A 25,561-nucleotide genomic window follows, 5' to 3' on the forward strand; every position below is an offset into this window, starting at 1 on the left:
GGCCAAAACCTTCTCTGGGAACTCCAACCATGACAATAAGATCGGTACCCGACCCACGTTCTCCACTGTCTTGCGCTGTGCAGGCGATCATGCTGTTCACCGGCCTCGCCCTGGCCGTGCCCGCGAGTGCGACGCCGGTGAGCTGGGAGGACATTGCTGACGACCACAAGAGCACCGGCAACGTCCTGCAGTACGGCATGGGCACCAATGCCCAGCGCTGGAGCCCGCTGGCCCAGGTCAACGACAGCAACGTGTTCAAGCTGACCCCGGCCTGGTCGTACTCGTTTGGCGATGAAAAACAGCGCGGCCAGGAGTCCCAGGCCATCGTCAACGACGGCGTCATCTATGTCACCGGTTCCTACTCGCGGGTATTCGCCCTCGACGCCAAGAGCGGCAAACGCCTGTGGACTTACAACCACCGTTTGCCAGACAACATCCGTCCCTGCTGTGACGTGGTCAACCGTGGCGCAGCGATTTATGGCGACAAGATCTTCTTCGGCACCCTTGACGCTCAGGTCATCGCCCTGAACAAAGACACCGGCAAAGTGGTGTGGAAGAAAAAGTTCGGTGACCACAGTGCCGGCTACACCATGACCGGCGCCCCGACCCTGGTCAAAGACCAGAAGAGCGGCAAGGTGCTGCTGATTCACGGCAGTTCCGGCGATGAGTTCGGCGTTGTCGGGCAACTGTTCGCCCGTGATCCGGATACCGGCGAGGAAGTCTGGATGCGGCCCTTCGTTGAAGGCCACATGGGGCGTTTGAACGGCAAGGACAGCACCCCGACGGGCGATGTCAAAGCACCGTCCTGGCCGGATGATCCGAGCACCGAAACCGGCAAGGTCGAAGCCTGGAGCCATGGCGGTGGCGCGCCTTGGCAGAGCGCCAGCTTCGATGCCGAAACCAACACCATCATCGTTGGCGCAGGCAACCCCGGCCCCTGGAACACCTGGGCGCGCACCTCCAAAGACGGCAATCCCCACGACTACGACAGCCTTTACACCTCAGGTCAGGTCGGCGTTGACCCGAGCACTGGCGAAGTGAAGTGGTTCTACCAGCACACCCCAAACGATGCCTGGGACTTCTCCGGCAACAACGAGTTGGTGCTGTTCGACTACAAAGGCAAAGACGGCAAGCAATACAAAGCCACCGCCCATGCCGACCGCAACGGCTTCTTCTACGTGGTCGACCGCACCAACGGCAAATTGAAAAACGCCTTCCCATTCGCCGACAACATCACCTGGGCCAGCCACATCGACCTGGACACCGGGCGCCCGGTAGAAAACCCGGGGCAGCGTCCGGCCAAGCCTGAACCGGGGCAGACCAAAGGCAAGCCGGTCGAAGTTTCGCCACCGTTCCTTGGTGGCAAGAACTGGAACCCGATGGCCTACAGCCAGGACACCGGACTGTTCTATGTGCCGTCGAACCAGTGGAAAGAGGAATACTGGACTGAGGAAGTGAACTACAAGAAAGGTTCGGCGTACCTGGGCATGGGCTTCCGTATCAAGCGCATGTATGAAGACCACGTCGGCTCGCTGCGAGCCATGGACCCCACCACCGGGAAAATGGTCTGGGAACACAAAGAACGCCTGCCACTGTGGGCCGGGGTACTGGCAACCAAAGGCAACCTGGTGTTCACCGGCACCGGCGATGGCTACTTCAAGGCCTTCAATGCCAAGACCGGCGAAGAACTGTGGAAATTCCAGACCGGCAGCGGCATTGTCTCGCCGCCGATTACCTGGGAGCAGGACGGTGAGCAGTACATCGGTGTGACCGTTGGCTATGGCGGTGCAGTGCCGCTGTGGGGAGGCGACATGGCAGAACTGACCAAGCCGGTGGCACAGGGTGGTTCTTTCTGGGTGTTCAAGATCCCGGCCTGGGATAGCAAGACCGCGCAGCGTTGAAACCCTCGCGGGGCAAGCCCGCTCCCACCGAAGCCAGTGGGAGCGGGCTTGCTCCGCGAAAGCGCCCCACCAAGGAGCCGCACATGAACTACCTACCGCTACTACTGGCCTTCACCCTCTCCCCCGCCTTCGCCAGCGATGACGAGGCACCGATCCTCAATGGCTGCGTCCTCGCCCCGGAAAGCCAATGCGCCAACGCCGACCTGCGTGGTGCTGACCTGAGCAACCAGGACCTGCGCAAGATTAATCTGGCCGGTGCCGATCTGCGTGGCGCCAACCTGCGCCACACGCGCCTGGACCTGGCCAACCTAGAGAAGGCCAACCTGCAAGGCGCCAACCTCACCCGCGCCAGCCTGCAACAAAGCAACCTGCGCCTGGCCAACCTGCAAGACGCCACCCTGATCGCGGTACAAGGCTGGGGGCTGTTCGCCCAAGGCGCCATCTTCGACAACGCCAACCTCAGCGCCGCTTACCTGGAGTTTGCCCGCCTTTCCGGCGCCCGGCTGCACCACAGCAACCTGCAGGCCGCCGACCTGGAAATGACCTGGCTGAGCAAGGCCGACCTCAAAGGCGCCAACCTGGCTGACGCCAACCTGCAAGAGGCCAAGCTGGGTGAAAGCAATCTTGAGCGTGCCGACCTGCGCGGCAGCCGCCAGCACTACGCCAACTTTCAAGACAGCAATATGGAAGGCTGTCAGGGCTGTCCCGACAGCTGGAACTAAGGTTATTCATTCAGACTGTAGGGCTTGTCCCAGTGGGAGCGGGCTTGACCCGCGATTTGCGGTATCGCGCCAGATCGCGGGGCAAGCCCGCTCCCACCGTTAGGGACGACCCAGCCACCTCATCAAACAGATAAGCCGACAACCCGTGAACAGCCGGAATCAAGCCGCGACGCGCAACAGGCCAGCCTCGATGGCCAGGTGAACCATTTCGGCCTGAGAGCTGACCTGCAGCTTGCTCTTGAGGATGGTGAGGTAATTGGACACGGTCTTGTTGCTCAAACACAGCTGCTGGGCAATCAAACGATTCGAGCTGCCTTTGGCCAACATCAGGAAGATTTCGACTTCACGCGCGGTCAGGTCCTGCAAACAGGCATGCGCGGCTTGCCCGCCGTACGCCTGCACCGCCAGCGCGGTGGCCAGCGGCTGCTCGATGTAAGCCTGCCCGCACAACACCCGGCGTACTGCCTCAAGCACCACCTCAGGTTCAGCGGCCTTGGACAGATAACCGCAAGCACCGGCATCCAGAGCCTGGCGCACCAACCCCAGCTCCGTGTGCTCACTGAAAAATAGCACCCGCAGTTGCGGCAGACGCTGACGCAAGCGCCGGGTGGTTTCCAGGCCACTGATGCCCGGCAGGTCAAAGTCGATGATCACCAGCCCCGGCAACTGCTCGGCCACCTTCAGCAGCGCCGCTTCACCGCTGCCAGCCTCAATGATCGCCAGCCCCTCGAACGTCTGGGACAGCAGTCGGGCCAGCCCCAAACGCAGCATCGGGTGGTCGTCGACCAGTAAAATGGCCATCCCGGCCCCTCCTTCGTGGCTCTGCCCTGGCAAGTTGCATCCATGCTAAATCGCCCCCCTGCCCCCCGGCCTACTACTTTGGTACTGTTTGCGTTGTCGATGGTCGCATTTCCAAAGCGCTATAGCTGGCCTGTAATGCAAGGGTGCAGCAACAACCACAACAATAAGGTGCAAAGCCATGTACAAGATTCTGATCGCCGACGACCACCCGTTGTTTCGCGAAGCCATCCACAGTGTGATCAGCGATGGTTTTCCAGGCAGTGAGGTGATGGAAACCGCCGATCTTGACGGCGCCCTGGCCTTGACTGCCGAGCATGACGACCTCGACCTGATCCTGCTCGACCTGAACATGCCGGGCATGCACGGTCTGGGTGGCCTGATCAACCTGCGCAACAGTGCACCGACGGTACCGGTGGTGATTGTCTCGGCCGAACAGGACAAACAGATCGTCCTGCAAGCCATTACCTATGGCGCGGTGGGTTTCATCACCAAGTCGTCGCCGCGTTCGCAAATGACCGACGCCATCGAACAGATCCTCAATGGCAACGTGTACCTGCCACCCGACATCATCCGCACACAAAGCGCCAACAGCCGCCGCAGCCACAGCGAACACACCCCGTTCGCCCCGGAACTGCTACAGGCGCTGACCCGCAAGCAGTTGCTGGTGCTGCAGCGCATGAGCAAGGGCGAATCGAACAAACAGATCGCCTACAACCTGGACATCGCCGAGACCACCGTCAAAGCGCATGTCTCGGCGATTCTGCGCAAGCTCAATGTGCACAACCGTGTGCAGGCGATCCTTAGCGCAGGCGACATCGATTTCTCCGCTTACCTGCGACGATAGTCGGCAGTAATCGCCGTTATGCAAATTAGCCATTGAAACCGTGCCTGTGCCTGCAGTAAGCTCAGGACCATCACTTGGAGAGTCCCATGTCGCCATCCACCCTCACTCACGCACAACACGCAGGTCGCCCATCGCGTCCCCTGCTGGCTGTGGCCGAGTGCGCGACAATCGCTCCAGCTGCATTTTATTTTGGGTATTGGTTTAGCCACAGGCGCCGCTGATACCCACACCGGCGCCCACTTTCAAGGGGCCGCCGAACACGAGAATACTCAACCCCCGGTCGGCCCCCCGACCGGGGGTTTTGCATTTCAGGCCCCCGGACAACCGAACAGATAACGAGGATTACTCCATGAACTACGCCACTTATTACCGTTACCCAAGCTTTACCGCCTGGCGATTTAGCCAATCCCGTTCGGGCCAGTTTGCCGCCTCCGACCGGTCCAGCACAGGTGGCACAACTACACACAATGCAAATCCGGATCTTTGTCGAACACTTCGATAGGGCCGACCGCGCGGGTCAGAACCCGCCGTCCGCCCAGGGAACATAATCGCCATGCAAACGTCTTCGCTCGCTCTGCCCCTGACCCAACCGCAAGCCGCCAATACTGCTGTCAGCCAACGTCTGCCCAGCGCCCACCTGCTCAAGCAACAGATGCCCTTGAGCTGCGCCCTTGGCCATCAGGTCGAACAGCATCGCCAGGCTGTACGCGCCATCCTTGAAGGCCGTGATCAGCGCCTGCTGGTAATCGTCGGCCCATGCTCGATACACGATCCGAAATCGGCCCTTGAATACGCCGACCGCCTCAAAGCCCTCAGTGACGACGTCAGCGACCAACTGCTGTTGGTCATGCGTGCCTACGTGGAAAAACCACGCACCACCGTCGGCTGGAAAGGCCTGGCCTACGATCCGCACCTCGATGGCAGTGACGACATGCACGCCGGTATCGCCCTGTCCCGTGGGCTGATGCTGGGTATGCTGGAGCGCGGCTTGCCGATTGCCACCGAGCTGCTGCAGCCGATGGCCGCTGGCTACTTCGACGATCTGCTCAGCTGGGCGGCGATTGGTGCACGCACCACCGAATCGCAGATCCACCGCGAGATGGTCAGCGGCCTGGGCCTGCCGGTCGGTTTCAAGAACGGCACCGACGGCGGCGTTGCCATTGCCTGCGACGCGATCCGCAGTGCTGCCCATGCGCACCGCCATTTCGGCATCGATGCGCAGGGCCACCCGGCGATTATCGAAACCTTGGGCAACCCCGACACCCACCTGGTGCTACGCGGCGGCCATCAAGGCCCGAACTACGACGCCGCGAGCATCGCCCAAGCGCGTCAGGGCCTGGCCAAGGCCGGGCTGGCTGCACGGATCATGGTCGATTGCAGTCATGCCAACAGCGGCAAAGACCCGCTGCGCCAGCCTGAAGTATTCGCCGAGGTCCTGCGCCAACGCCTGGCCGGGGATCAGTCGATTGTCGGCATGATGCTCGAAGGTCATCTGTTCGATGGCTGCCAGGCACTGGGTAAAGCGCCGCTGAAGTACGGCGTGTCGATTACCGACGGCTGCCTGGGTTGGGCATCGACGCAACAGATGCTGCTGCAGGCCAGTGAAGCACTGGCTCGGTAGACTCCAGTTAGACGCCAAGAAGCAGAAGCATTGCAGTGACATTTGCGCTAGGCTTGCCGTTCATTCACCAGGAGACTTTCCCATGGCAAAAGCCACTGCCCGCCACATCCTCGTCAGCAGCGAAGAGAAGTGCAACGAACTCAAAGCTCAGATCGAAGGCGGCGCTGATTTCGCCGAAGTTGCCAAGGCCAACTCCACCTGCCCGTCCAGCCGTCAGGGTGGCGATCTGGGTTCGTTCGGCCCGGGCCAAATGGTCAAGGAGTTTGACACCGTGGTATTCAGCGCCCCGCTCAACGTGGTGCAAGGCCCGGTCAAAACCCAGTTCGGCTACCACCTGCTGGAAGTGACCAGCCGTCAGGACTGAGTCCTGCCGATGCGGCCTGTTGCCGTGGCGCGCCGGGTAACCTTACCCGGCCTGCTATTGGCATGCTTGCTGCTGACCTGCCCGGGCCTGCTGATGGCGGCGCCCGGGCATGCCCTCACCGTCTATGGTGAAGCACCGCGTTACCCCGCCAACTTTCAACACTTCGAATACGTTAACCCTGACGCGCCCAAAGGCGGCAGTCTGCGCCGCTCGGCCATCGAGATCGGTCAGTTCGACCATGTGCTGCCCTACATCGATAAAGGCATCGGTGTTGCCGAGGTCGATGGCTGGTTGTATGCGCCATTAGCGATACGCGCCCAGGATGAGCCCTACACCGTGTATGGGCTGGTAGCCCAGCGCCTTGAGCGCGACCCCGACGGGCACTGGCTGCGTTTCTACCTTGATCCCCTCGCACGCTTTGCCGATGGCCAGCCGATTCGCGCCGAAGATGTGCGCTACACCTTTGATCTGCTGATGCATCAGGGAAGCCTGAAATACCGGACGCAGTTCGCCGAGGTCGACAAAGTAGAAATCGAAGGCCCGCGCCAGGTGCGTTTTCTGTTCAAGAGCAACCAGAACCGTACACTGCCGCTGGACCTGGCCACCCTGCCGGTGTTGCCTGAGCACTGGTGGAAAGACCGCGACTTTGCCAGCGGTGGTGGTTTCGAGGCGCCCTTGGGCAGCGGCCCCTACCGTGTCGGGCGGATCGATAACGGCCGCAGCATCACCTTTGAACGCAACCCGCAGTGGTGGGGGCGTGATTTGCCGGTCAGCCGTGGGCGCTACAACTTCGATCAGTTGCGCATCGAGTACTTCGGCGATACCGAGGTGGCGCGTCAGGTACTGCGCGGTGGCGGCTTTGATTACAACCGCGAGTTTTCCGCCACCGGCTATTCGATCGGTTACAACAGCCCGGCGCTCGACGACGGCCGCCTGCAACGCGCGCAACTGGCCAAGGACGCTCCGCAAACCGCCCAGGGTTTTGTCTTCAACCTGCAGCGCCCGGTGTTCAAAGACCGTCGGGTACGCCAGGCCCTGGCCCTGCTGTGGGACTTCGAGTGGAGCAACCGGCAGATGATGCGCAACCTGTACATCCGCCAGCAGAGCTTCTTCGCCAACAGTGCCCTGGCCGCCCGCGCCTTGCCGGATGCACAAGAGCTCAAGCTGCTTGAACCGTTGCGCGGCCTGGTGCCCGATGAGGTGTTCAGCCAGGTGTTCGAAGCACCGCGCACCGACGGCTCGGGGCTGATTCGCGACAAGCAATTGCAGGCCTTGGCGCTGCTCGAGGCTGCCGGCTGGAAGCCGCAAGGCGATCAGCTGGTCAATGCCCAGGGCGAGCCGCTGCAGTTCACCTTCTTGAACGGCCAGGCCGGATTCGAGCGCTTGCTACTGCCCTGGAAACGTACCCTGGCGCAGATTGGCATCACCCTGGAGATCCGCCGCATCGATGCCTCGCAGTACGTCAATCGCCTGATGGCCCGCGACTATGACCTGATTGTCACCGGCTACCCGGTAACGCCATCGCCGGGGCTTGAGCTGTACAACTTCTTTGGCTCGGCGGCGGCCAGCGACCCGGGCTCGAACAACTACATGGTGCTGCAGGACCCGGCGGTAGACCGCCTGCTCGACGGCCTGGTCAAAGCCGAGACCAAGGCCGACATGCTGCGCCATGCCCATGCCCTGGATCGGGTGCTGAGCTGGAACTACTACTGGATTCCCAACTATTACCCCCCCGGCAGCTCGACCGTGTGGTGGAACCGCTTCGGCCTGCCGAAGGTGCAGCCGAGTAACGACGAAGGTCTGGACAGCTGGTGGGAAGTCAGCCCCACGGCGCTGACCAATGTGCAGATGGCCGAGCGCCTCAAGGAGCCGCGATGACGGCTTACATCCTGCGCCGCTTGCTGCTGATCATCCCGACCTTGCTGATCATTCTGCTGGTCAACTTCGTCATCGTTCAGTCCGCACCGGGCGGACCAGTGGAACAGGCCATCGCGCGCTTGCAAGGCATTGGTGGCGGCGCGCCGGGCGCCAGCGTGGAAACTGTGCACAGCAGTTCCAGGGCCAGCCGTGGCCTGGACCCCAAGCTGATCGAAGACATCAAGCGTCAGTACGGTTTCGACAAGTCGGCACCGGAACGCCTATGGCTGATGCTGAACCAATACGCGCGCCTGGATTTCGGCAACAGTTTCTTCCGAGGCGCCAAGGTCACTGACCTGATTCTGGAAAAAATGCCGGTGACCCTGTCGCTGGGCTTCTGGGCCACCTTGATTACCTACCTGGTGTCGATTCCGCTGGGCATCCGCAAGGCCGTGCGCCACGGCTCGGCGTTCGATGCCTGGAGCAGCAGCCTGATCGTGATCGGCTATGCCCTGCCCTCGTTTCTGTTTGCCTTGCTGTTGATTGTAGTGTTTGCCGGGGGCACATCGTTGAACTGGTTCCCCGTGCGTGGCCTGGTTTCGGAAAACTTCGATCAATTGAGCCTGCTGGGCAAGCTGGCCGACTACTTCTGGCACCTGGTGCTGCCGGTCGGCGCTCTGGTGATCGGCGGCTTCGCGACCCTGACCTTGCTGACCAAAAACGCGTTCCTCAACGAAATCACCCGTCAGTACGTGATTACCGCCCGCGCCAAAGGCTTGAGCGAGCGTCGCGTGCTGTACGGCCATGTGTTTCGCAACGCGATTCTGCTGGTGGTGGCCGGCATTCCCCAAGCGCTGATCAGCGTGTTCTTTGCCGGATCGCTGTTGATCGAGGTGATCTTCTCCCTCGATGGCCTGGGGCGCATGAGCTACGAAGCCGCGGTATCGCGGGACTACCCGGTGGTATTCGGTTCACTGTTCATCTTCACCCTGTTCGGCCTGTTGATCCGTTTGATCGGTGACCTGTGCTACACCCTGGTCGATCCGCGCATCGACTTTGCCACGAGGGCCCACTGATGTTCAGCCTCTCGCCCATTTCACGTCGGCGCCTGCACGCCTTTCGCCGCAACCGCCGTGGCTGGATTTCCCTGTGGTTGTTCATCGCCCTGTTGATCCTGAGCATGGGCGCTGAACTGGTGGCCAACGACAAGCCATTACTGATGGGCTACAAAGGGCAGCTGTACTTCCCGGCGTTCAAGCGCTACACCGAACAGACCTTCGGCGGCCAACTGCCGTTCCAGCCGGACTACCGCAGCCAGTATGTGCAGCAACTGATCAAGGAACAGAACGGCTGGATGCTGTTCGCGCCCATCCCGTTCAGCGCCGATACGCCCAACTACGACTTGCAGCAACCCACGCCCAGCCCGCCGTCAGCGGTCAACTGGCTGGGCACCGACGATCAGGCGCGCGACGTGCTGGCGCGAGTGCTGTACGGCACCCGGGTGTCGATCCTGTTCGCCCTGGCACTGACGCTGATCAGCACCGTGATCGGTATCGCCGCTGGCGCCTTGCAGGGCTACCACGGCGGTTGGGTCGACCTGATCGGGCAACGCCTGCTGGAGGTGTGGTCGGGCTTGCCGGTGCTCTACCTGCTGATCATCCTCAGCGGTTTTGTCGAACCCAACTTCTGGTGGTTGCTGGGGATCATGGCGCTGTTTTCCTGGCTGGCACTGGTGGATGTGGTCCGCGCCGAGTTCTTGCGCGGACGCAACCTTGAGTACGTACAGGCCGCGCGGGCACTGGGCCTGCAGGACAGCGGCGTGATTCTGCGGCACATCCTGCCCAATGCCATGAATGCCACCTTCACTTACCTGCCATTCATTCTCACCGGGGCCATCACCACCCTCACCGCCCTGGACTTTCTCGGCTTCGGCATGCCCGCCGGTAGCGCCTCGCTCGGTGAGCTGGTCAACCAGGGTAAGCAGAACCTGCAAGCCCCGTGGCTGGGCTTTACCGCGTTTTTTGCCCTGGCCTTGATTCTGTCGCTGCTGGTGTTCATTGGCGATGCCTTGCGCGAAGCCTTCGATCCACGGGCATAATCGCCCCTTTTGATCTTCAGGGAGCGGCGCATGCCTGCCAGTGACAGCCTCAAGGATTACCAGCAGGTGCGCCAACTGGCGATTCGGTCGTTGTTCGAAATCATCGAGCAGTCCAGTGAAGGCACGCTGATTGTCGACCGCGATGCGCGCATCGTCTGGATGAACGAACGCTACGCGCGGCGCTTTGGCCTTGAAGATGCCACCAGCGTGATTGGCCAGCCCTGCGAAAGCGTGATTCCCGGCAGCCTCATGCGTGAGGTGGTGAACAACGGCCGACCGATTCTGCTCGACATGCTCGACACCCCGAAGGAACCCTTGGTGGTCATGCGCCTGCCGGTGCATGACGCTGACGGCGCGCTGATCGGCGCGATCGGATTTGCCCTGTTCGATGAACTGCGCAGCCTGTCACCGCTGCTCAAACGCTACGCCAGCATGCAGCAGGAACTGGCCTCCACTCGCTCGCTGCTCAAGGCCCGTCAGGCCAAGTACAGCTTTGCTCAATTCATCGGTACCAGCGCCGCCAGCCTCGAAGTCAAACGCCGGGCCCGGCGTGGGGCCAGCAGTGATTCGGCGGTGTTGCTGCTCGGTGAAACCGGCACCGGCAAAGAACTGCTGGCGCATGCCATCCATGCCGCCTCTTCCCGCGCGCACAAGGCGTTTGTCAGCATCAACAGTGCGGCCATTCCGGAGACGTTGCTGGAAGCCGAGTTCTTCGGCACAGCGCCCGGGGCCTACACCGGCGCCGATCGCAAAGGGCGCACGGGCAAGCTGCAGTTGGCTGAAGGCGGCACCCTGTTCCTCGATGAAATCGGCGACATGCCGCTACCGCTGCAAAGCAAGTTGCTGCGCGTGCTGCAGGAGAAGGAATACGAGCCGGTCGGCTCCAACCAGATGATGCGCAGCGACGTGCGGATCATCGCCGCAACGTCCACCGACCTCAGCGCCGCCATGGTCCGGGGCGAGTTTCGTGCTGACCTGTATTACCGCTTGAATGTGCTGCCGATTCAGGTGCCGCCGCTGCGCGAGCGCCTTGACGACCTGCCAGCGCTGAGTGAAACGATCCTCGAAGAGCTGGGTAGCCGCCATGAGCTGGATGACGACGCCCAGGCGCTGCTTGCCCGGCATGCCTGGCCGGGCAATATCCGTGAACTGCGCAATGTGCTGGAGCGCGCCACCTTGTTAGCTGATCAGCCGCGTTTGTCGGCCAAAGACCTGCATGCCGCCCTGGGCAACCTGGCGCCCGTGCAAGCGCAAGTACCACAGCTGAGCTACAAGCAGGCATGTGCCGAGTTTGAGCGGCAATTGTTGAGTAATACCCTGGCGCGTTGTGCCGGCAACGTACCGGAGGCCGCGCGGCAGCTGGGGTTGGGGCGGTCTACCCTGTACAAGAAACTGGTGGCGCTGGGGCTTTCGTCTCAATAGCGAGACTTCTGTTTCTTATTTGAGATTGCTATCGCGGGGCAAGCCCGCTCCTACAAGGCCCTGTAGGAGCGGGCTTGCCCCGCGACCAACCGTCTCACATCAGAGACAATCAATTATAAATTCCTATAAATACTCATATATTTCAATGACTTAACGATCTGGCACGGTTCTCGCTATCTCCTGCAACCCAACAAAAACAAGATTCACCAAGGAGACACTCGATGAGTGTGATCATCGCCCTGGCAGCCCTCGCGCTGCTGATGCTGGCTGCCTACCGTGGTTACAGCGTTATCCTCTTCGCCCCGATTGCCGCCCTCGGCGCGGTACTGCTCACCGACCCTTCCGCTGTGGCCCCGGCCTTTACCGGCGTGTTCATGGAAAAAATGGTCGGTTTCATCAAACTGTATTTCCCGGTGTTCCTGCTCGGTGCCGTGTTCGGCAAACTGATCGAGCTGTCCGGGTTCTCCCGCTCGATCGTCGCGGCAGCAATTCGCTTGCTCGGCACCCGCCAGGCCATGCTGGTGATCGTCCTGGTGTGTGCGCTGCTCACCTACGGCGGCGTGTCGTTGTTCGTGGTGGTGTTTGCGGTGTATCCATTTGCCGCCGAGATGTTCCGCCAGAGCAACATCCCCAAACGCCTGATTCCGGCGACCATCGCCCTGGGGGCGTTTTCCTTCACCATGGATGCCCTGCCCGGCACCCCACAGATCCAGAACATCATCCCCAGTACCTTCTTCAACACCACCGCCTGGGCCGCGCCGTGGCTGGGACTGATCGGCACGCTGTTCGTGTTCTGCGCCGGCATGCTGTACCTGCAACGCCAGCGCAACAAGGCCCTGCGCGCCGGTGAAGGTTACGGCACCGACCTGCGCAACGAGCCGGAAACTGCGGCCGATCTCAAGCTGCCCAACCCATTACTGGCGCTGTCGCCGCTGTTGCTGGTGGGGGTGATGAACCTGCTGTTCACCCACTGGATTCCGGCCTGGTATGGCAAAACCCACAGCCTCAGCCTGCCCGGCATGAGCGCACCGGTACAGACCGACATCGCCAAACTGACCGCAATCTGGGCCGTCGAGGCCGCCCTGCTGCTGGGTATCCTGCTGGTGCTGGTGGCTGGCTTTGGCGCGATCAAGAGCCGCCTGGCCGAGGGCAGCAAAAGCGCCGTCAGCGGCGCGCTGCTGGCGGCGATGAACACCGCTTCCGAATACGGCTTTGGTGCGGTGATCGCCTCCCTGCCGGGCTTTCTGGTGTTGGCTGATGCCCTGCGCGCTATCCCCAACCCGCTGGTCAACGAAGCGATTACCGTGACGCTGCTCGCCGGTATCACCGGCTCCGCATCGGGAGGCATGAGTATTGCCCTGGCAGCAATGTCCGACAGTTTCATCGCCGCTGCCAATGCCGCCAACATTCCCCTTGAAGTGCTGCACCGCGTCGCCGCCATGGCCAGCGGTGGCATGGACACCCTGCCGCACAACGGCGCGGTCATCACCCTGCTGGCGGTCACGGGCCTGACCCACCGCGAAGCCTACAAAGACATTTTCGGCATTACCCTGATCAAGACCCTGGCGGTGTTTGTGGTAATCGCCACCTTCTACGCGACCGGTATCGTCTAAGGAGCACGCTATGCAACTCAACGGCAAAACAGCAGTGGTCACCGGCTCCACCAGCGGCATCGGCCTGGGTATCGCCCACGTCCTGGCGCGTGCCGGCGCCAACCTGATCCTCAACGGCTTTGGCGATGCCAGCGCGGCAATTGCCGAGGTGGCCCGCCACGGTACGCGGGTCGGCCACCACCCGGCTGACCTGGGCGACGTGGCCCAGATCGAAGACCTGTTCGCCTATGCCGAACGCGAGTTCGGCGGTGTCGATATTCTGGTCAACAATGCTGGCATCCAGCATGTGGCGGCGGTCGAAGCGTTCCCCGTAGAGCGCTGGGACGCGATCATTGCGGTCAACCTGTCCGCCGTGTTCCATGGCACACGCCTGGTACTGCCCGGCATGCGTCAGCGCAATTGGGGGCGGATCATCAACATCGCTTCGGTGCACGGCCAGGTCGGCTCCACCGGCAAAGCCGCGTATGTGGCGGCCAAGCATGGCGTGGTCGGGCTGACCAAGGTGGTGGGCCTTGAGACGGCCACCAGCAACATCACCTGCAACGCCATTTGCCCGGGCTGGGTGCTGACACCGCTGGTGCAAAAACAGATCGATGACCGCGCGGCCACCGGCATTGATGCACAACAGGCACAGCACGACCTGCTCGCGGAAAAGCAGCCTTCATTGGCCTTCGTCACTCCCGAACACCTGGGTGAGCTGGTATTGTTCCTCTGTAGCGAAGCTGGCAGTCAGGTACGTGGCGCTGCCTGGAACATCGATGGCGGCTGGCTGGCCCAATGACGGGCGGCCCGGGATCTGGCTGCGGCATCGTCTTTTTTACCTGCAAGGAGGCCTTATGCGCCCTACCCCTTTCACCGCGTTGTTCACCCTGAGCCTGGCGCTTGCTACTTCGGTGCAGGCTGCCAGCCTCAAGGATGTCGCGCCGTATCCCGAGGCTGAAAAAGGCTTTACCCGCCAGGTCATTCACTTGCCTGCGCAAGCGGATGAGTCGGCTTTCAAGCTGGAAGTGCTGGCGGGTAAGCAACTGCAAGTCGACTGCAACCGCCAGCGCCTGGGTGGCACGCTCGAAGAGAAAACCCTGCAAGGTTGGGGTTACAACTACTACCGCCTGGAAAAGGTCGTGGGCCCGGCCTCGACCCTGATGGCCTGCCCGAACAACACCCAGCAGCAAGCCTTTGTCCCCGTGGTAGGTGATGGCTTCCTGCTGCGTTACAACAGCAAACTGCCGGTGGTGGTCTATGTGCCGGAAGGCGTTGAGGTGCGTTACCGCATCTGGTCGGCTTCGCCAGAAGTGAAGCACGCTACAGTGGAATGAAACCACGGTTGGCCCGGGGTTGCCCCGCGATATATTGGGCCTGACAGATCGCTATCGCGGGGCAAGCCCGCTCCTACAACAAGCCCGCGCCTACAGGGGATGTGCATGAACGAAGTGCTGTGGCGCCCGAGCAAGGCGCGCATTCAGGCCAGCCACATGGAGGCCTTTCGCCGCGAGGTCAATCGCAAGCACGGGCTGGCGTTGGCTGATTATCCGCAACTGCACCGCTGGAGCATCGAGCAGCGCGCCGCGTTCTGGCAAACCCTTGCCGATTTTTTCCAGGTGCACTGGCACCAACCCGCCACCGAGGTCCTCGACGAAGGGCCACAGATGCCCGATGCGCGTTGGTTCAGCGGCGCTACGTTGAACTTCGCCGAACACCTGCTCAAGCGTCGCGATAGCCAAGCGGCCTTGGTTTCGCTGCGTGAGGACGGTGAACGCAGGGTCATCAGTCACGCCGAACTGGCCGCACAGGTCGCCGGCTTGCAGCGTAGTTTCCAGGCCGCCGGTATTGGCGTCGGCGATCGCGTCGCCGCGGTCATGCCCAACACCTGGCAGACCCTGGTGGCCATGCTTGCCTGCACCAGCCTGGGTGCAATCTGGTCGTGCTCCTCACCTGAATTCGGCACCCACGGCATTATCGACCGCTTTGGCCAGATCGAGCCCAAGCTGCTGTTGGTGTGCGGCGGCTATCAATACGCAGGCAAGTACATCGATCAGCTCGACAAGATCAATGAGGTGCTAGCCCAACTGCCCAGCCTCGAGCAACTGCTGGTGGTGCCTTACAGCCGTGCGCACAGCCGCGCGGATGAATTTCACTGCAGCGCCCGTGTCAGCCTGTGGGACGATTTCTATCAGCCCGGCGGCGAGCCGCAGTTCACCGCGCTGCCGTTCGACCACCCGCTGTACATTCTGTATTCCAGCGGCACTACCGGCGTGCCCAAGTGCATCGTCCACAGTGCCGGTGGGGTGTTGCTGCAGCATGTGAAAGAACACGGCCTGCACAATGATCTGGGCGCAGATGATGTGTTGCTCTACTACACCACCTGCGGCTGGATGATGTGGAACTGGCTGGCCAGCGGGCTGGCGGTCGGCGCCACGCTGGTGCTGTACGACGGCTCACCCTTCCATCCAGGGCCCGAGCGTTTGCTCGACCTGATCGACAGCGAACGGATCACCGCCTTTGGTACCAGCGCCAAATACCTCGCCGCGCTGGAACAGGCGCACATCCAGCCCCGCCTGAGTCATCGCCTCGACTCGCTCAAGCTGCTGCTGTCCACCGGCTCGCCCTTGTCACCCGAGAGCTACGACTACGTATACCGCGAGTTCAAGTCAGACCTGTGCCTGGCGTCGATGTCGGGGGGTACCGATATTTGCTCCTGCTTCGTGATCGGTAATCCGGTACTGCCCGTTCGGCGCGGGCAGATCCAGTGCAAGAGCCTGGGCATGGCGGTGGCGGTCTGGGACGACAGCGGCCATGCACTGATCGGAGAAAAAGGCGAGCTGGTCTGTACCCGGCACTTTCCGGCCATGCCCCTGGGATTCTGGAACGACCCTCAGGCCGAACGCTTCCATGCCGCCTATTTCAGCCAGTTCCCGGGCGTCTGGGCGCAAGGTGACTATGCCGAGCAAACCGCTGAAGGCGGTATGTTGATTCACGGCCGTTCGGATGCGGTGCTCAACCCCGGCGGTGTGCGTATCGGCACTGCGGAAATCTATCGCCAGGTGGAAAAGATCGACGAGGTGCTGGAGAGCGTCGCCATTGGTCAGCGCTGGCAGAACGATGTGCGCGTGGTGTTGTTCGTGCGCCTGCGCGATGGCCTGGTCCTGGATGAGGCACTGCAGGCGCGGATTCGTCAGGTTATCCGCAGCAACACCAGCCCACGCCACGTGCCAGCGGTGATTGCCGCAGTCAGCGACATCCCGCGGACCATCAGTGGCAAGATCGTCGAGCTGGCGATACGCAATGTGGTGCATGGCGAGCCGGTGAAAAACACCGACGCGCTGGCCAACCCGCAAGCCCTTGAGCAATTTCGTGACCGCCCGGAGCTGCGCGATCAGGCATAATGCGCGGTTTTAGCGCTTTACGAAGGTACCTTTAAATGAAAGCACAGGCCCGGCACATTCTGGTCAAGACCGCTGAAGAAGCCGAACAGCTCAAGCAACGTATCGCCAAGGGCGAAGCGTTCGATGTGCTGGCCAAAAAGTACTCGACCTGCCCGTCCGGCAAACGCGGCGGTGACCTGGGCGAAGTGCGTCCGGGGCAGATGGTGGGCGCCATCGACCAGGTCATCTTCAAAAAACCGCTGCGGGTTGTGCACGGTCCGATCAAGAGCAAGTTTGGCTATCACCTGGTGCAGGTGTTCTACCGCGATTAAAGGCTGTCGCTGCGCCGCCCGGCACGCTGCTGGCGCTGATCGGCCAGATCATTGCGCAAGCCGACAATCAAGTTGGAAATCGCCCTGCTACTAGTCAACTCATCGGCGCAGATACCGGTTACCAACAAATCGACCCGCTCACAGCTGCGGTCAAACACCTTGACCGTCAATGAACGGTCAGATGCCAGGGTGCACTGGCAGCGGGTCGGCAAAAAACTGCTTTCTATAATGTTGCGCAACTCCAGGGTCGAGAGCATCGGTACATCTCCTTGGCAGGTGGCGGGCAACGGTTCCTTGTGCCCGGTTCAGCGATAAGCCTAGGCCATTTCCCCACCCGTCTCAGACCCTTTCTCTATAAGGACCTGGATATTCACCGGCGTGTCGGCCCGGTCGCTCAGGCGCGACGCGCAGCCAGCAGTCCGAACCCTGCGCAGGCAAGCAAGCTTGCACTGACACGGTTGAACAAACGCCGTGGCGCTGGTTGGTTGAACCAGCGTTGCAGGTAAGCGCCCAACCAGGCATAGATGGCAATCGCCGCCCACTCCAGCAGCAGGAACAAGCCGCCCAGCCAGGCAAACTGCTCAGACACTGGCACTGGGCTTGATACCTGGACAAACTGCGGCAGAAAAGCGGTAAAGATCAAGATTGCCTTGGGGTTGCCGGCGGCCACCAGAAACTCCTGGCGCGCCAGCCGCAACGTGCCAGCCTGACGCTCGCTGCTGACCGGGGTAACCGCCACCGGCGCGCGCCACAACTGCCAGGCGATGTAGAACAGATAGGCGGCGCCCGCCAGCTTGATGCCCAGGAACAGGTATTCGCTGGTGTAGAGCACCACCGCCAGGCCCATGGCGGCCAATACGATCATTGCGGCGAACGCCAGCAACCGGCCGATGCCTGCTACACAGGCAGTGCGCAGGCCATAGCGACTGGCATTGTTCAGTGACAACAGGTTGTTTGGGCCTGGCGCCATGTTCAGGGCAAAACAGGCAGGTACGAACAGGGCAAGTAACGACAGGTCCATGAAGGTGCTCCAACAGCGTGAGCAGGCAGGTTCTACTCGGCACGCCCAAGGGTCAAGGTACAGTTGCGCGCAATAACTGTTTGCATGACAAAACCGTCGGAATGATCACTCCATTACCGCAGCATTGGCCAGGCTGAGGGTGTCGAGCGCCAACAGGCTGAAGTGCCCCCGCGACCAGCCACCGGTATCGATATGCCAGATGTTCCCCAGCACCCGTACTTCATGCAACGGGGTATGCCCCACGATCAATGCGCGTAATCCGGCTACCGGTCGCTCGTCATCTTCCGCGAGCCGACGCCGCGACCATTGGCAATATTCCTGCAGCGCCTGCGGCACCGGCCCTTGCAGTTGCTCGCACCACTCGGCCCAACTGGCGCAAGGGCAATCGGCATGCAGCAAGCCGACCGGGCCCTCAGGAGTGTCGACCACCAAGGCCAAGGGCATGCGGGCAAAACGTTCGGCAAACCGTGCCTGTTCGGCTTCCGGCAAGTCGAGGAACCAGCCGCCGCCTGCAGCCCGGTACTGGCCGTAGTCCAGCCAGCCACCGCTGACGTGGGTCACAGCCAGCGCTTCGTGGTTGCCTTGCACAGCGTGAAACCACGGCTGCGCCAGCCAATGCAGGGCCTGGGTGCATTCCGGGCCGCGGTCCACCAGGTCACCGACGCTGAACAAGCGGTCTACCGCAGGATCGAATCCAATCGCTGACAGTTGCGTCTGTAAGCGCTGAAAGTGACCATGGATATCCCCCACGGCGTAGTCGCGACCTTGTGCATTGACAGCAAACCGCTCGATCCTGCTCACGGTACTCCCTCCTGCCCCGCCAGCCTTGGCAGGCGTACAATAAAAATAGTGCAGATCGCTGCACCTGGAGGTGAATCATGCGCCCGGTCCTGAGCTTTTTTGCCCTGAGCCTGCTGGCAACGAGCAGTTTCGCTCAATCAACGCCCGCCAGCTCGGTCGAGGTCAACTACGACAACCCGGAACACTTTCGCGATGCCAGCCTGGACAGCAACGGCTATGAGCGCGGGGCCGATGCGTATGTGATGAAAGAGCTGCGCAGTTACCTGCAGACCCTGGGCAAGCGTTACCTGCCCGCCAACCAGACCCTGCGCATCGATATTCGCGACATCGACCTGGCCGGCCGTTACGAGCCCTGGCACCCGCAAGCCTACACCGTGCGCTTTTTGCGTGAGATCACCTGGCCCAGTATCGACCTGCACTACGTGTTGTCGCAACAAGGCCAGCCGCTGAGCCAGGCGGACGCGCACCTGTCAGACAAACTGTATTTGCAACGTCCCGGTCGCCGGGCCACCAGCGACCGCCTGTATGCGGAAAAAGCCATGCTTGAAGAGTGGTTTCGCAAACAGTTCGCCGTACAGCAGCACACATCCTCCTGAACCGAATGACGCAGGCCGAAGTCTGAACCTGTGTGAACCGTAATGAGGGCAATGCCAATGGTCACTCACTTCAAGGTCGCCGGTCACCTGGCTTGCGGCCACCACGGCAATAATCTGATTTCGACCCGAGAACTCAACCGCGTCAAATGCCGCAGTTGCCGCAATACCGATGCCTATAAAGACGCCCGTCGCGAACAACGCAATGCGGCACGCCGCGCTGCGCGCAAGGCCAAGGCGCAACACAGTGTGATTGACTGGCGCTCGGCGTGGATCGAGCGTCTGACTCAAATGCCAGGCCTACAACGTTTGCCCCGCGGCTTTCATGGCCAGGCTTACGTTTAGCACGCCGATGAATACTGTGTCATTGCACAAGCCGCGGGACCAGGCAGGTCTCGCGGCGTTATCGCAACGACCTATGCGTCAGGCCGGCACGCCGAGGATGATGTGTGAGGCCTTGATCACGGCCGTCGCACTGACACCCGGCGCCAACCCCAACTCCGCTACGGCATCACGCGTCACAATCGAGTAGATCTTGGTGCCGCCTGCCAGCTCGATCACCACTTCGGCATTGACCGCACCATCGTTGACGCTGAGCACTGTGCCTTGCAGGCAGTTGCGGGCAGACAGGCGAATATCGCTCGACTCGGTCATCAGCATCACCCAGGGAGCCTTGACCAGCGCAACCGCCTCTTTACCGACGGCAATGCCAAGGTTGTTGACACTCTCCATGGTCACCACCGCGACCAACTGCTCACCGCCGGGCAACTGCAGGCTGACCTCAGCGTTAACCGCGCCCGCCTGGACTTTGCTGACCTGACCTTTGAAGACGTTACGTGCACTGACTTTCATGACGCGACCCTTTTCTTGACTTTGGAGTTATGTTTTCCGGCGCATGTTCATGGCAGTCGCTATATAAAAACAACTACAGCGATTACTGTGGACCGGTCTTGATGGCCGCCTTAGCGCAGTTTCAGGCGCACAGCCTGGATACCCATCACAGGTATAGCCATCGAAGCCAGCACCAGCCACCAATCCGCATTGTCACGATGGAACGTCTCGACTGCGGCCAGGTACAAGCCGACTGCAGTGACTACGATGCATGCGCTCACCAACAGCAGCCATTTCAAGCCATTCATTGGCCCGAACAAAGCGCTTCGATGGGCCACGCAGAGCAACCAGAAATACATCCAGATCACCGCGCCAATCATGTAAAAACCCAGGACCAACAGGTCACCGACCATCCCTGCCCCATGCATCGTTACGCTCCGCCCAATGATCGGTCGCAGTATTGATTACTGCCTTTTATTCAAGCAATGCCCTGAGTTGTTGAGGAACCGCGACAACCTCACGTGTCTGCGGGGACACACACACCTGCGTCAGGCTGGCAGTAAACGCCACTACTTCGGACGACAGCCGTCCTGCCACTGAAAATGAGAAAGAATGTGCGCCTACCCTCGACACCCGCACTTCAATCGCAAGTTCATCATCCCAGGTGACCGGGTGTAGAAACTCCAGAGAGAACGCTCTGGCCGGTGGCAGTATGTCGAAACCCAACAGGCTTCTGAGCCCTGGCCCTTGCAACCAGACGCCCAGCGCCTCATGAACGGCCTCCAGCACGAAATAGGAAAACCGGGGCGTGTACACAATCCCTTCGGGATCACAGTCGCCAAACAGCACCTTTCTTTTAATGATCACCGGTCTCGACATCACACCCATCCTTAGTCATGAGGGAGAAAATAAAAGCAGCGCAATGGCTGTGGCAGCTTGATCAGCCGTGCGTTCTCGCGCTTGCTGGCCACTGCAGACACAGAATGTAGCAAGCCTTGGGCGTCCCGTGCGAACTCACGGAATCGGCCCCGGTGCTGAAAGAACCCAGGAATCGTTGCCGCCCGCCATACAACTGTCGTCAGACCTATGCGACAATACGCGCAATGTCTGGCCTCAACCCCCGCATTTATCTCCCAACCGTTCGGCCACAGCATGCAAATGCTGCTGTCGGCGTATGCGCGTTGGATTAACTCAAGCTCCGACTGGAGCGAGCTGGAAAAGCTGCACATTGGTATCAAATCGGTATCAGCCGCAATGCCAGCGACGTAAGCTATTGATAGGTAAGCCCTTTGATCTCCACCGCTAACATCACCATGCAGTTCGGCGCCAAGCCGTTGTTCGAGAACGTCTCGGTCAAGTTCAACAACGGCAACCGCTACGGCCTGATCGGCGCCAACGGCTGCGGCAAGTCGACCTTCATGAAAATCCTCGGTTCTGACCTTGAGCCTTCTGCTGGCCAGGTCATGCTCGAGCCGAACGTGCGCTTGGGTAAACTGCGCCAGGACCAGTTCGCCTACGAAGAATTCACCGTGATCGACACCGTGATCATGGGCCACGAGGAGCTGTGGCGGGTCAAGGCTGAGCGTGATCGCATCTACTCGCTGCCGGAAATGACCGAAGAAGACGGCATGGCCGTTGCCGAGCTGGAAACCGAGTTTGCCGAAATGGACGGCTACACCGCCGAATCCCGTGCCGGTGAGCTGCTGCTGGGCCTGGGTATTCCACTGGAACAGCACTTTGGCCCGATGACCGAAGTCGCGCCGGGCTGGAAGCTGCGTGTGTTGCTGGCCCAGGCGCTGTTTTCCGATCCTGAAGTGCTGCTGCTCGACGAGCCAACCAACCACCTGGACATCAACACCATCCGCTGGCTGGAAAGCATTCTCACGGCGCGTAACAGCACCATGATCATCATTTCCCACGACCGTCACTTCCTCAACAGCGTGTGCACGCACATGGCTGACCTGGACTACGGCGAGCTGCGCCTGTTCCCGGGCAACTACGACGAGTACATGACCGCCGCCACCCAGTCGCGCGAGCAACTGCTGGCCGACAACGCCAAGAAGAAAGCCCAGATCGCCGAGCTGCAAACCTTCGTCAGCCGCTTCTCGGCCAACGCCTCGAAAGCCAAGCAGGCCACCTCCCGCGCCAAGCAGATCGACAAGATCCAGCTGGCCGAGGTCAAGCCGTCGAGCCGGGTCAGCCCGTTCATCCGCTTCGATCAGACCAAAAAGCTGCACCGTCAGGCGGTGACCATCGAGAAGCTGTCCAAAGGTTTTGAAGGCAAGACCTTGTTCCAGAACTTCAGCTTCACTGTCGAAGCTGGCGAGCGCGTGGCAATTATCGGTCCGAACGGTATCGGTAAAACCACCCTGCTGCGTACCCTGGTCGGCGAGATGGCCCCGGATGCCGGTGCGGTGAAATGGACCGAAAGCGCTGAGCTGGGTTACTACGCCCAGGATCACGCACACGACTTTGAAGACGATGTGAGCCTGTTCGACTGGATGGGTCAGTGGACTCAAGGCGAGCAGATGATTCGCGGCACCCTGGGGCGCATGCTGTTCTCCAACGACGAGATCCTCAAGTCGGTCAAGGTGATTTCCGGTGGTGAACAAGGCCGTATGCTGTTCGGCAAGCTGATCCTGCAAAAGCCTAACGTGCTGGTGATGGACGAACCGACCAACCACCTGGACATGGAATCGATCGAGGCGCTGAACCTGGCGCTGGAGAACTACCCGGGCACGCTGATTTTCGTCAGCCACGACCGTGAGTTCGTATCGTCCCTGGCCACCCGCATCATCGAGCTGAGCCCGAGCGGTGTAACCGACTTCAGCGGTACTTACGATGACTACCTGCGTAGCCAAGGTGTAGTGGTTTAACACGGCCCCTGTGTAGGAGCGGGCTTGCCCCGCGATTGCGGTTTGTCTGTTTCACCGCATCGCGGGGCAAGCCCGCTCCTACCAGGATCAGATAGTCGTTCCGACAAAAATCGTTAGCCTGCTTTCTTTTAGTTTCACCACCAGCGATCATGGACCCTCTCCCACCGCCCGCCAGCGAACGAGCCCATGTCTGCGCCTCAACCCCTGCCTGCCAGTTCTCTGTCGATCACTCTGCAGATCCTGTCGATCGTCTTCTACACCTTCATTGCCTTCCTCTGCATCGGTCTGCCGATAGCCGTTCTGCCTGGCTATGTGCACGACCAACTGGGCTTCAGCGCGGTCATCGCCGGGCTGACCATCGGCTTGCAATACCTCTCGACCTTGCTGAGTCGTCCGTTTGCCGGGCGTGTGGCGGATACCAAAGGCACCAAGCAGGCAATCATCTATGGGTTGATCGGCATTGCGCTGAGCGGCGTCTTGACCGTCATCTCGGCACTGACGCTTGAGCTGCCGTTACTGAGTCTGCTGACATTGCTCGCCGGGCGTGTGTTTCTCGGCATCGCCCAAGGCCTGATCGGCGTCGCCACCTTAAGCTGGGGCATTGGCGCCGTAGGCGCTGAGCACACGGCACGGGTAATTGCCTGGAACGGTATTGCCTCTTACGGCGCCATCGCCATCGGTGCACCTCTGGGGGTGATCCTGGTGGACCAGCTGAACTTTGCCACCCTGGGGCTGATGCTGGCGGTTCTGGCCGCACTGGCCTTGCTGGTGATCCGCAACAAAGCCTCGATGCCCGTGGTGCGTGGCGAGCGCCTGCCGTTCTGGGCTGCCTTCGGACGGGTTGCGCCCTGCGGCACCGGCCTGACGCTGGCGTCGATCGGCTACGGTACGTTGACCACCTTCGTTACTCTGTACTATCTGGAACAAGGCTGGCAAGGCGCCGCCTGGTGCCTGAGCGCCTTTGGCGTGTGCTTTATTCTCTCGCGGCTGCTGTTCGTCAACGCGGTCAGTCGCTTTGGCGGCTATCCGGTGGCGATTGCCTGCATGAGCACCGAGGCCCTGGGCCTGATGCTGCTGTGGCTGGCACCCAGCCCCGTGCTGGCACTGGTCGGCGCGGGGTTAACCGGTTTCGGCCTGTCGTTGGTGTATCCGGCGTTGGGCGTGGAAGCCATCAAGCAAGTGCCGGTGTCCAGCCGTGGCGCAGGGCTGGGAGCTTATGCGGTGTTCTTCGACCTCGCCCTGGCGATTGCCGGGCCGTTGATGGGCGCGGTGGCCTTGCACTTGGGCTATGCCTGGATTTTCTGTATCGCGGCACTGTTGTCGCTGACGGGTGTCGGTTTGACCCTGCTGTTGGCGCGCCGCGCAGGCCGTTACTGATCTGCAGTGTCGAGCCCGCCGCGGCCGGGGCGGCCCAGGGTGCGGGTAAAAAAGTGCGCTGCTTCGGCCTGCAATGATAAGTGAATGCCTTCGCGGTCAACGCCGTTGGCGTCATTGCACAGCGCTGCCATGTGCTCACGCTGCTCATCGTCGCACGGCGCCATGAACACGAAGTGCCCGGCACCGGCGAGCAAACGGTAATTGGGGGTGATAGGCAGCTTGCGCGCCAGGGCCTGGGCATTCTTGTCGAGGGCTAGCAACTGGTCGCTGTCACCGCTGTAGATCAACGCAGGCACCTTCACTTGAGCCAAGGCGTGGCGGCCGAACATCAGGCTCAAGGGCGCCATCAGCAGCAAGGCATGGATACGCGGATCTGCTTCGGCGCTGAGGTCGGCACGGTCGGCAATTAGCACACCATTGGTTTTACAGGCATCGGCATCCCGTGGTCGCTCCAGGCAATAGTGGCGCAAGCGCTCAAGATCAGGCTGAGCTCCGGAAAGTATCAACGCGGTCTCTCCGCCCGCCGAGTAACCAATCATGCCTACCTGCTTGCCCCTCACATAGGGCGCCAGAAACGGGTCGGCAAGGCTGGCAGTGATCGCCGCGCTGATCTGCAGTGGCCGGCCGTAGAGGTTGCTCAAGGTACCGAGCCGACTATGGTCATGGGCGTTATCACCCGGATGGGTCACCGCCACCACCACAAACCCGCGACGGGCCAGGGCAGTGGCCAGATCGTGCAGGGCCAGCGGTGTACCGGTATTGCCATGGGACAGCATCAGCAACGGGTAGCGACCCATGACAATTGGGGCCCCCTCACTGGCCTCAACCCGATAACCGTCTAGGCGGCTGACACGTTCGGGACCGCTTGAGGGATAAAAGGCCAGCGCATGCACCGTTCGCCCGTCCAGTGGGTCGGCAAACACCAGGCGGTGCAAGCCGACGCTCCAGTGCTGCGCCGGCTCTGCCTGCGCGCAACTGAGCATGCCAAGCCAGCACAGCATCCACACCAGCGCACATTTGCCCATCGGCTTCACCCCGCCCGGCGGGTGAACGGCCGGGTACCGCTCAAGCATAAAGCCAGGCGTTCGCGGACGGATGAAAGCTGCATGAAAAAACCGACAGCAA

At 61.2% G+C, this 25,561-nt stretch carries 26 protein-coding genes and 1 pseudogene; 19 read left to right on the forward strand and 8 right to left on the reverse strand.

Annotated features, from left to right (window positions below; translation table 11 throughout):
• Positions 1-89 precede the first annotated feature (89 nt).
• Entirely contained in the window at positions 90-1,901 is a 1,812-nt protein-coding gene (exaA, locus tag ACVWSC_RS14705) for a quinoprotein ethanol dehydrogenase (RefSeq protein WP_442114304.1), read from the forward strand.
• Between the two features lie 83 nt (positions 1,902-1,984).
• On the forward strand, positions 1,985-2,623 hold the full coding sequence (locus ACVWSC_RS14710) for a pentapeptide repeat-containing protein (RefSeq protein WP_442114227.1): 639 nt from the start codon (positions 1,985-1,987) through the stop codon (positions 2,621-2,623).
• 159 nt (positions 2,624-2,782) lie between these two features.
• Here the strand turns inward: ACVWSC_RS14710 and ACVWSC_RS14715 are convergent, their stop codons facing one another.
• Entirely contained in the window at positions 2,783-3,424 is a 642-nt protein-coding gene (locus tag ACVWSC_RS14715) for a response regulator (RefSeq protein ID WP_442114228.1), read from the reverse strand.
• A gap of 178 nt (positions 3,425-3,602) precedes the next feature.
• Here ACVWSC_RS14715 and ACVWSC_RS14720 point away from each other — a divergent pair, with 178 nt between their 5' ends.
• The 12 genes from ACVWSC_RS14720 to ACVWSC_RS14775 all read left to right on the forward strand — a co-directional run bounded on the left by ACVWSC_RS14720 (position 3,603) and on the right by ACVWSC_RS14775 (position 16,937).
• Positions 3,603-4,268, forward strand: a complete 666-nt coding sequence (locus ACVWSC_RS14720; RefSeq protein ID WP_442114229.1) for a response regulator — start codon at positions 3,603-3,605, stop codon at positions 4,266-4,268.
• A gap of 553 nt (positions 4,269-4,821) precedes the next feature.
• A complete protein-coding gene (locus ACVWSC_RS14725) occupies positions 4,822-5,889 on the forward strand; it encodes a 3-deoxy-7-phosphoheptulonate synthase (RefSeq protein ID WP_442114230.1) in 1,068 nt (355 codons plus the stop codon).
• 82 nt (positions 5,890-5,971) lie between these two features.
• The gene (locus ACVWSC_RS14730) at positions 5,972-6,253 is read left to right on the forward strand and encodes a peptidylprolyl isomerase (RefSeq protein WP_133212906.1); all 282 of its coding nucleotides are present in this window, start codon (positions 5,972-5,974) and stop codon (positions 6,251-6,253) included.
• Between the two features lie 9 nt (positions 6,254-6,262).
• Positions 6,263-8,131, forward strand: coding sequence for an extracellular solute-binding protein (locus tag ACVWSC_RS14735; RefSeq protein ID WP_442114231.1), 1,869 nt, complete (start codon positions 6,263-6,265; stop codon positions 8,129-8,131).
• On the forward strand, positions 8,128-9,186 hold the full coding sequence (locus ACVWSC_RS14740) for a microcin C ABC transporter permease YejB (protein ID WP_442114232.1): 1,059 nt from the start codon (positions 8,128-8,130) through the stop codon (positions 9,184-9,186). Before ACVWSC_RS14735 ends, ACVWSC_RS14740 begins: the two co-directional genes overlap by 4 nt.
• Entirely contained in the window at positions 9,186-10,208 is a 1,023-nt protein-coding gene (locus ACVWSC_RS14745) for an ABC transporter permease (protein WP_442114233.1), read from the forward strand. Before ACVWSC_RS14740 ends, ACVWSC_RS14745 begins: the two co-directional genes overlap by 1 nt.
• Before the next feature lie 30 nt (positions 10,209-10,238).
• A complete protein-coding gene (locus ACVWSC_RS14750) occupies positions 10,239-11,630 on the forward strand; it encodes a sigma-54 interaction domain-containing protein (protein WP_442114234.1) in 1,392 nt (463 codons plus the stop codon).
• Positions 11,631-11,851: 221 nt separating this feature from the next.
• The gene (locus ACVWSC_RS14755; RefSeq protein ID WP_442114235.1) at positions 11,852-13,243 is read left to right on the forward strand and encodes a GntP family permease; all 1,392 of its coding nucleotides are present in this window, start codon (positions 11,852-11,854) and stop codon (positions 13,241-13,243) included.
• 10 nt (positions 13,244-13,253) lie between these two features.
• Entirely contained in the window at positions 13,254-14,024 is a 771-nt protein-coding gene (gene hbdH, locus ACVWSC_RS14760; protein ID WP_442107243.1) for a 3-hydroxybutyrate dehydrogenase, read from the forward strand.
• Positions 14,025-14,079: 55 nt separating this feature from the next.
• The gene (eco, locus tag ACVWSC_RS14765) at positions 14,080-14,559 is read left to right on the forward strand and encodes a serine protease inhibitor ecotin (protein ID WP_442107245.1); all 480 of its coding nucleotides are present in this window, start codon (positions 14,080-14,082) and stop codon (positions 14,557-14,559) included.
• A gap of 105 nt (positions 14,560-14,664) precedes the next feature.
• Positions 14,665-16,626: an acetoacetate--CoA ligase gene (locus ACVWSC_RS14770; protein ID WP_442107247.1), complete on the forward strand. Its 1,962-nt coding sequence runs from the start codon at positions 14,665-14,667 to the stop codon at positions 16,624-16,626.
• Between the two features lie 35 nt (positions 16,627-16,661).
• Positions 16,662-16,937 carry a peptidylprolyl isomerase gene (locus ACVWSC_RS14775; protein ID WP_038611202.1) on the forward strand — a complete coding sequence of 92 codons (276 nt, stop codon included), beginning with the start codon at positions 16,662-16,664 and terminating at the stop codon, positions 16,935-16,937.
• Here ACVWSC_RS14775 and ACVWSC_RS14780 read toward each other — a convergent pair.
• The 3 genes from ACVWSC_RS14780 to ACVWSC_RS14790 form a co-directional block, all read right to left on the reverse strand.
• The gene (locus ACVWSC_RS14780; RefSeq protein ID WP_442107249.1) at positions 16,934-17,194 is read right to left on the reverse strand and encodes a DUF1652 domain-containing protein; all 261 of its coding nucleotides are present in this window, start codon (positions 17,192-17,194) and stop codon (positions 16,934-16,936) included. The genes ACVWSC_RS14775 and ACVWSC_RS14780 overlap by 4 nt on opposite strands.
• 137 nt (positions 17,195-17,331) lie before the next feature.
• Positions 17,332-17,958 carry a LysE family translocator gene (locus ACVWSC_RS14785; RefSeq protein ID WP_442107251.1) on the reverse strand — a complete coding sequence of 209 codons (627 nt, stop codon included), beginning with the start codon at positions 17,956-17,958 and terminating at the stop codon, positions 17,332-17,334.
• A 105-nt stretch (positions 17,959-18,063) separates the two neighbouring features.
• Positions 18,064-18,759 carry a metallophosphoesterase gene (locus ACVWSC_RS14790; RefSeq protein WP_442107253.1) on the reverse strand — a complete coding sequence of 232 codons (696 nt, stop codon included), beginning with the start codon at positions 18,757-18,759 and terminating at the stop codon, positions 18,064-18,066.
• Between the two features lie 77 nt (positions 18,760-18,836).
• On the opposite strand from ACVWSC_RS14790, the gene ACVWSC_RS14795 reads away from it, so the two are divergent.
• Positions 18,837-19,355, forward strand: coding sequence for a DUF3016 domain-containing protein (locus ACVWSC_RS14795; protein WP_442107255.1), 519 nt, complete (start codon positions 18,837-18,839; stop codon positions 19,353-19,355).
• A 57-nt stretch (positions 19,356-19,412) separates the two neighbouring features.
• The gene (locus tag ACVWSC_RS14800; protein WP_442114305.1) at positions 19,413-19,697 is read left to right on the forward strand and encodes a hypothetical protein; all 285 of its coding nucleotides are present in this window, start codon (positions 19,413-19,415) and stop codon (positions 19,695-19,697) included.
• 78 nt (positions 19,698-19,775) lie between these two features.
• Here the strand turns inward: ACVWSC_RS14800 and ACVWSC_RS14805 are convergent, their stop codons facing one another.
• The 3 genes from ACVWSC_RS14805 to ACVWSC_RS14815 form a co-directional block, all read right to left on the reverse strand.
• A complete protein-coding gene (locus ACVWSC_RS14805) occupies positions 19,776-20,204 on the reverse strand; it encodes a TOBE domain-containing protein (RefSeq protein ID WP_442107257.1) in 429 nt (142 codons plus the stop codon).
• 110 nt (positions 20,205-20,314) lie between these two features.
• Complete coding sequence (locus tag ACVWSC_RS14810) at positions 20,315-20,611, reverse strand: hypothetical protein (protein WP_442107259.1); 297 nt, start codon at positions 20,609-20,611, stop codon at positions 20,315-20,317.
• A 46-nt stretch (positions 20,612-20,657) separates the two neighbouring features.
• A complete protein-coding gene (locus ACVWSC_RS14815; protein WP_442107261.1) occupies positions 20,658-21,062 on the reverse strand; it encodes an acyl-CoA thioesterase in 405 nt (134 codons plus the stop codon).
• 149 nt (positions 21,063-21,211) lie between these two features.
• Here ACVWSC_RS14815 and ACVWSC_RS14820 point away from each other — a divergent pair.
• From ACVWSC_RS14820 to ACVWSC_RS14830, 3 genes and pseudogenes are all read left to right on the forward strand, one after another.
• Positions 21,212-21,452 (forward strand): annotated as a pseudogene (locus tag ACVWSC_RS14820) (site-specific integrase); the annotation flags it as partial.
• Positions 21,453-21,472: 20 nt separating this feature from the next.
• The gene (locus tag ACVWSC_RS14825) at positions 21,473-23,059 is read left to right on the forward strand and encodes an ABC-F family ATPase (RefSeq protein ID WP_442107263.1); all 1,587 of its coding nucleotides are present in this window, start codon (positions 21,473-21,475) and stop codon (positions 23,057-23,059) included.
• Between the two features lie 186 nt (positions 23,060-23,245).
• Positions 23,246-24,436, forward strand: coding sequence for an MFS transporter (locus tag ACVWSC_RS14830; protein WP_442107265.1), 1,191 nt, complete (start codon positions 23,246-23,248; stop codon positions 24,434-24,436).
• Here ACVWSC_RS14830 and ACVWSC_RS14835 read toward each other — a convergent pair.
• A complete protein-coding gene (locus ACVWSC_RS14835; protein ID WP_442107267.1) occupies positions 24,430-25,461 on the reverse strand; it encodes an alpha/beta hydrolase family protein in 1,032 nt (343 codons plus the stop codon). The genes ACVWSC_RS14830 and ACVWSC_RS14835 overlap by 7 nt on opposite strands.
• Positions 25,462-25,561 lie beyond the last annotated feature (100 nt).

Source organism: Pseudomonas sp. NUPR-002 (assembly GCF_056322725.1).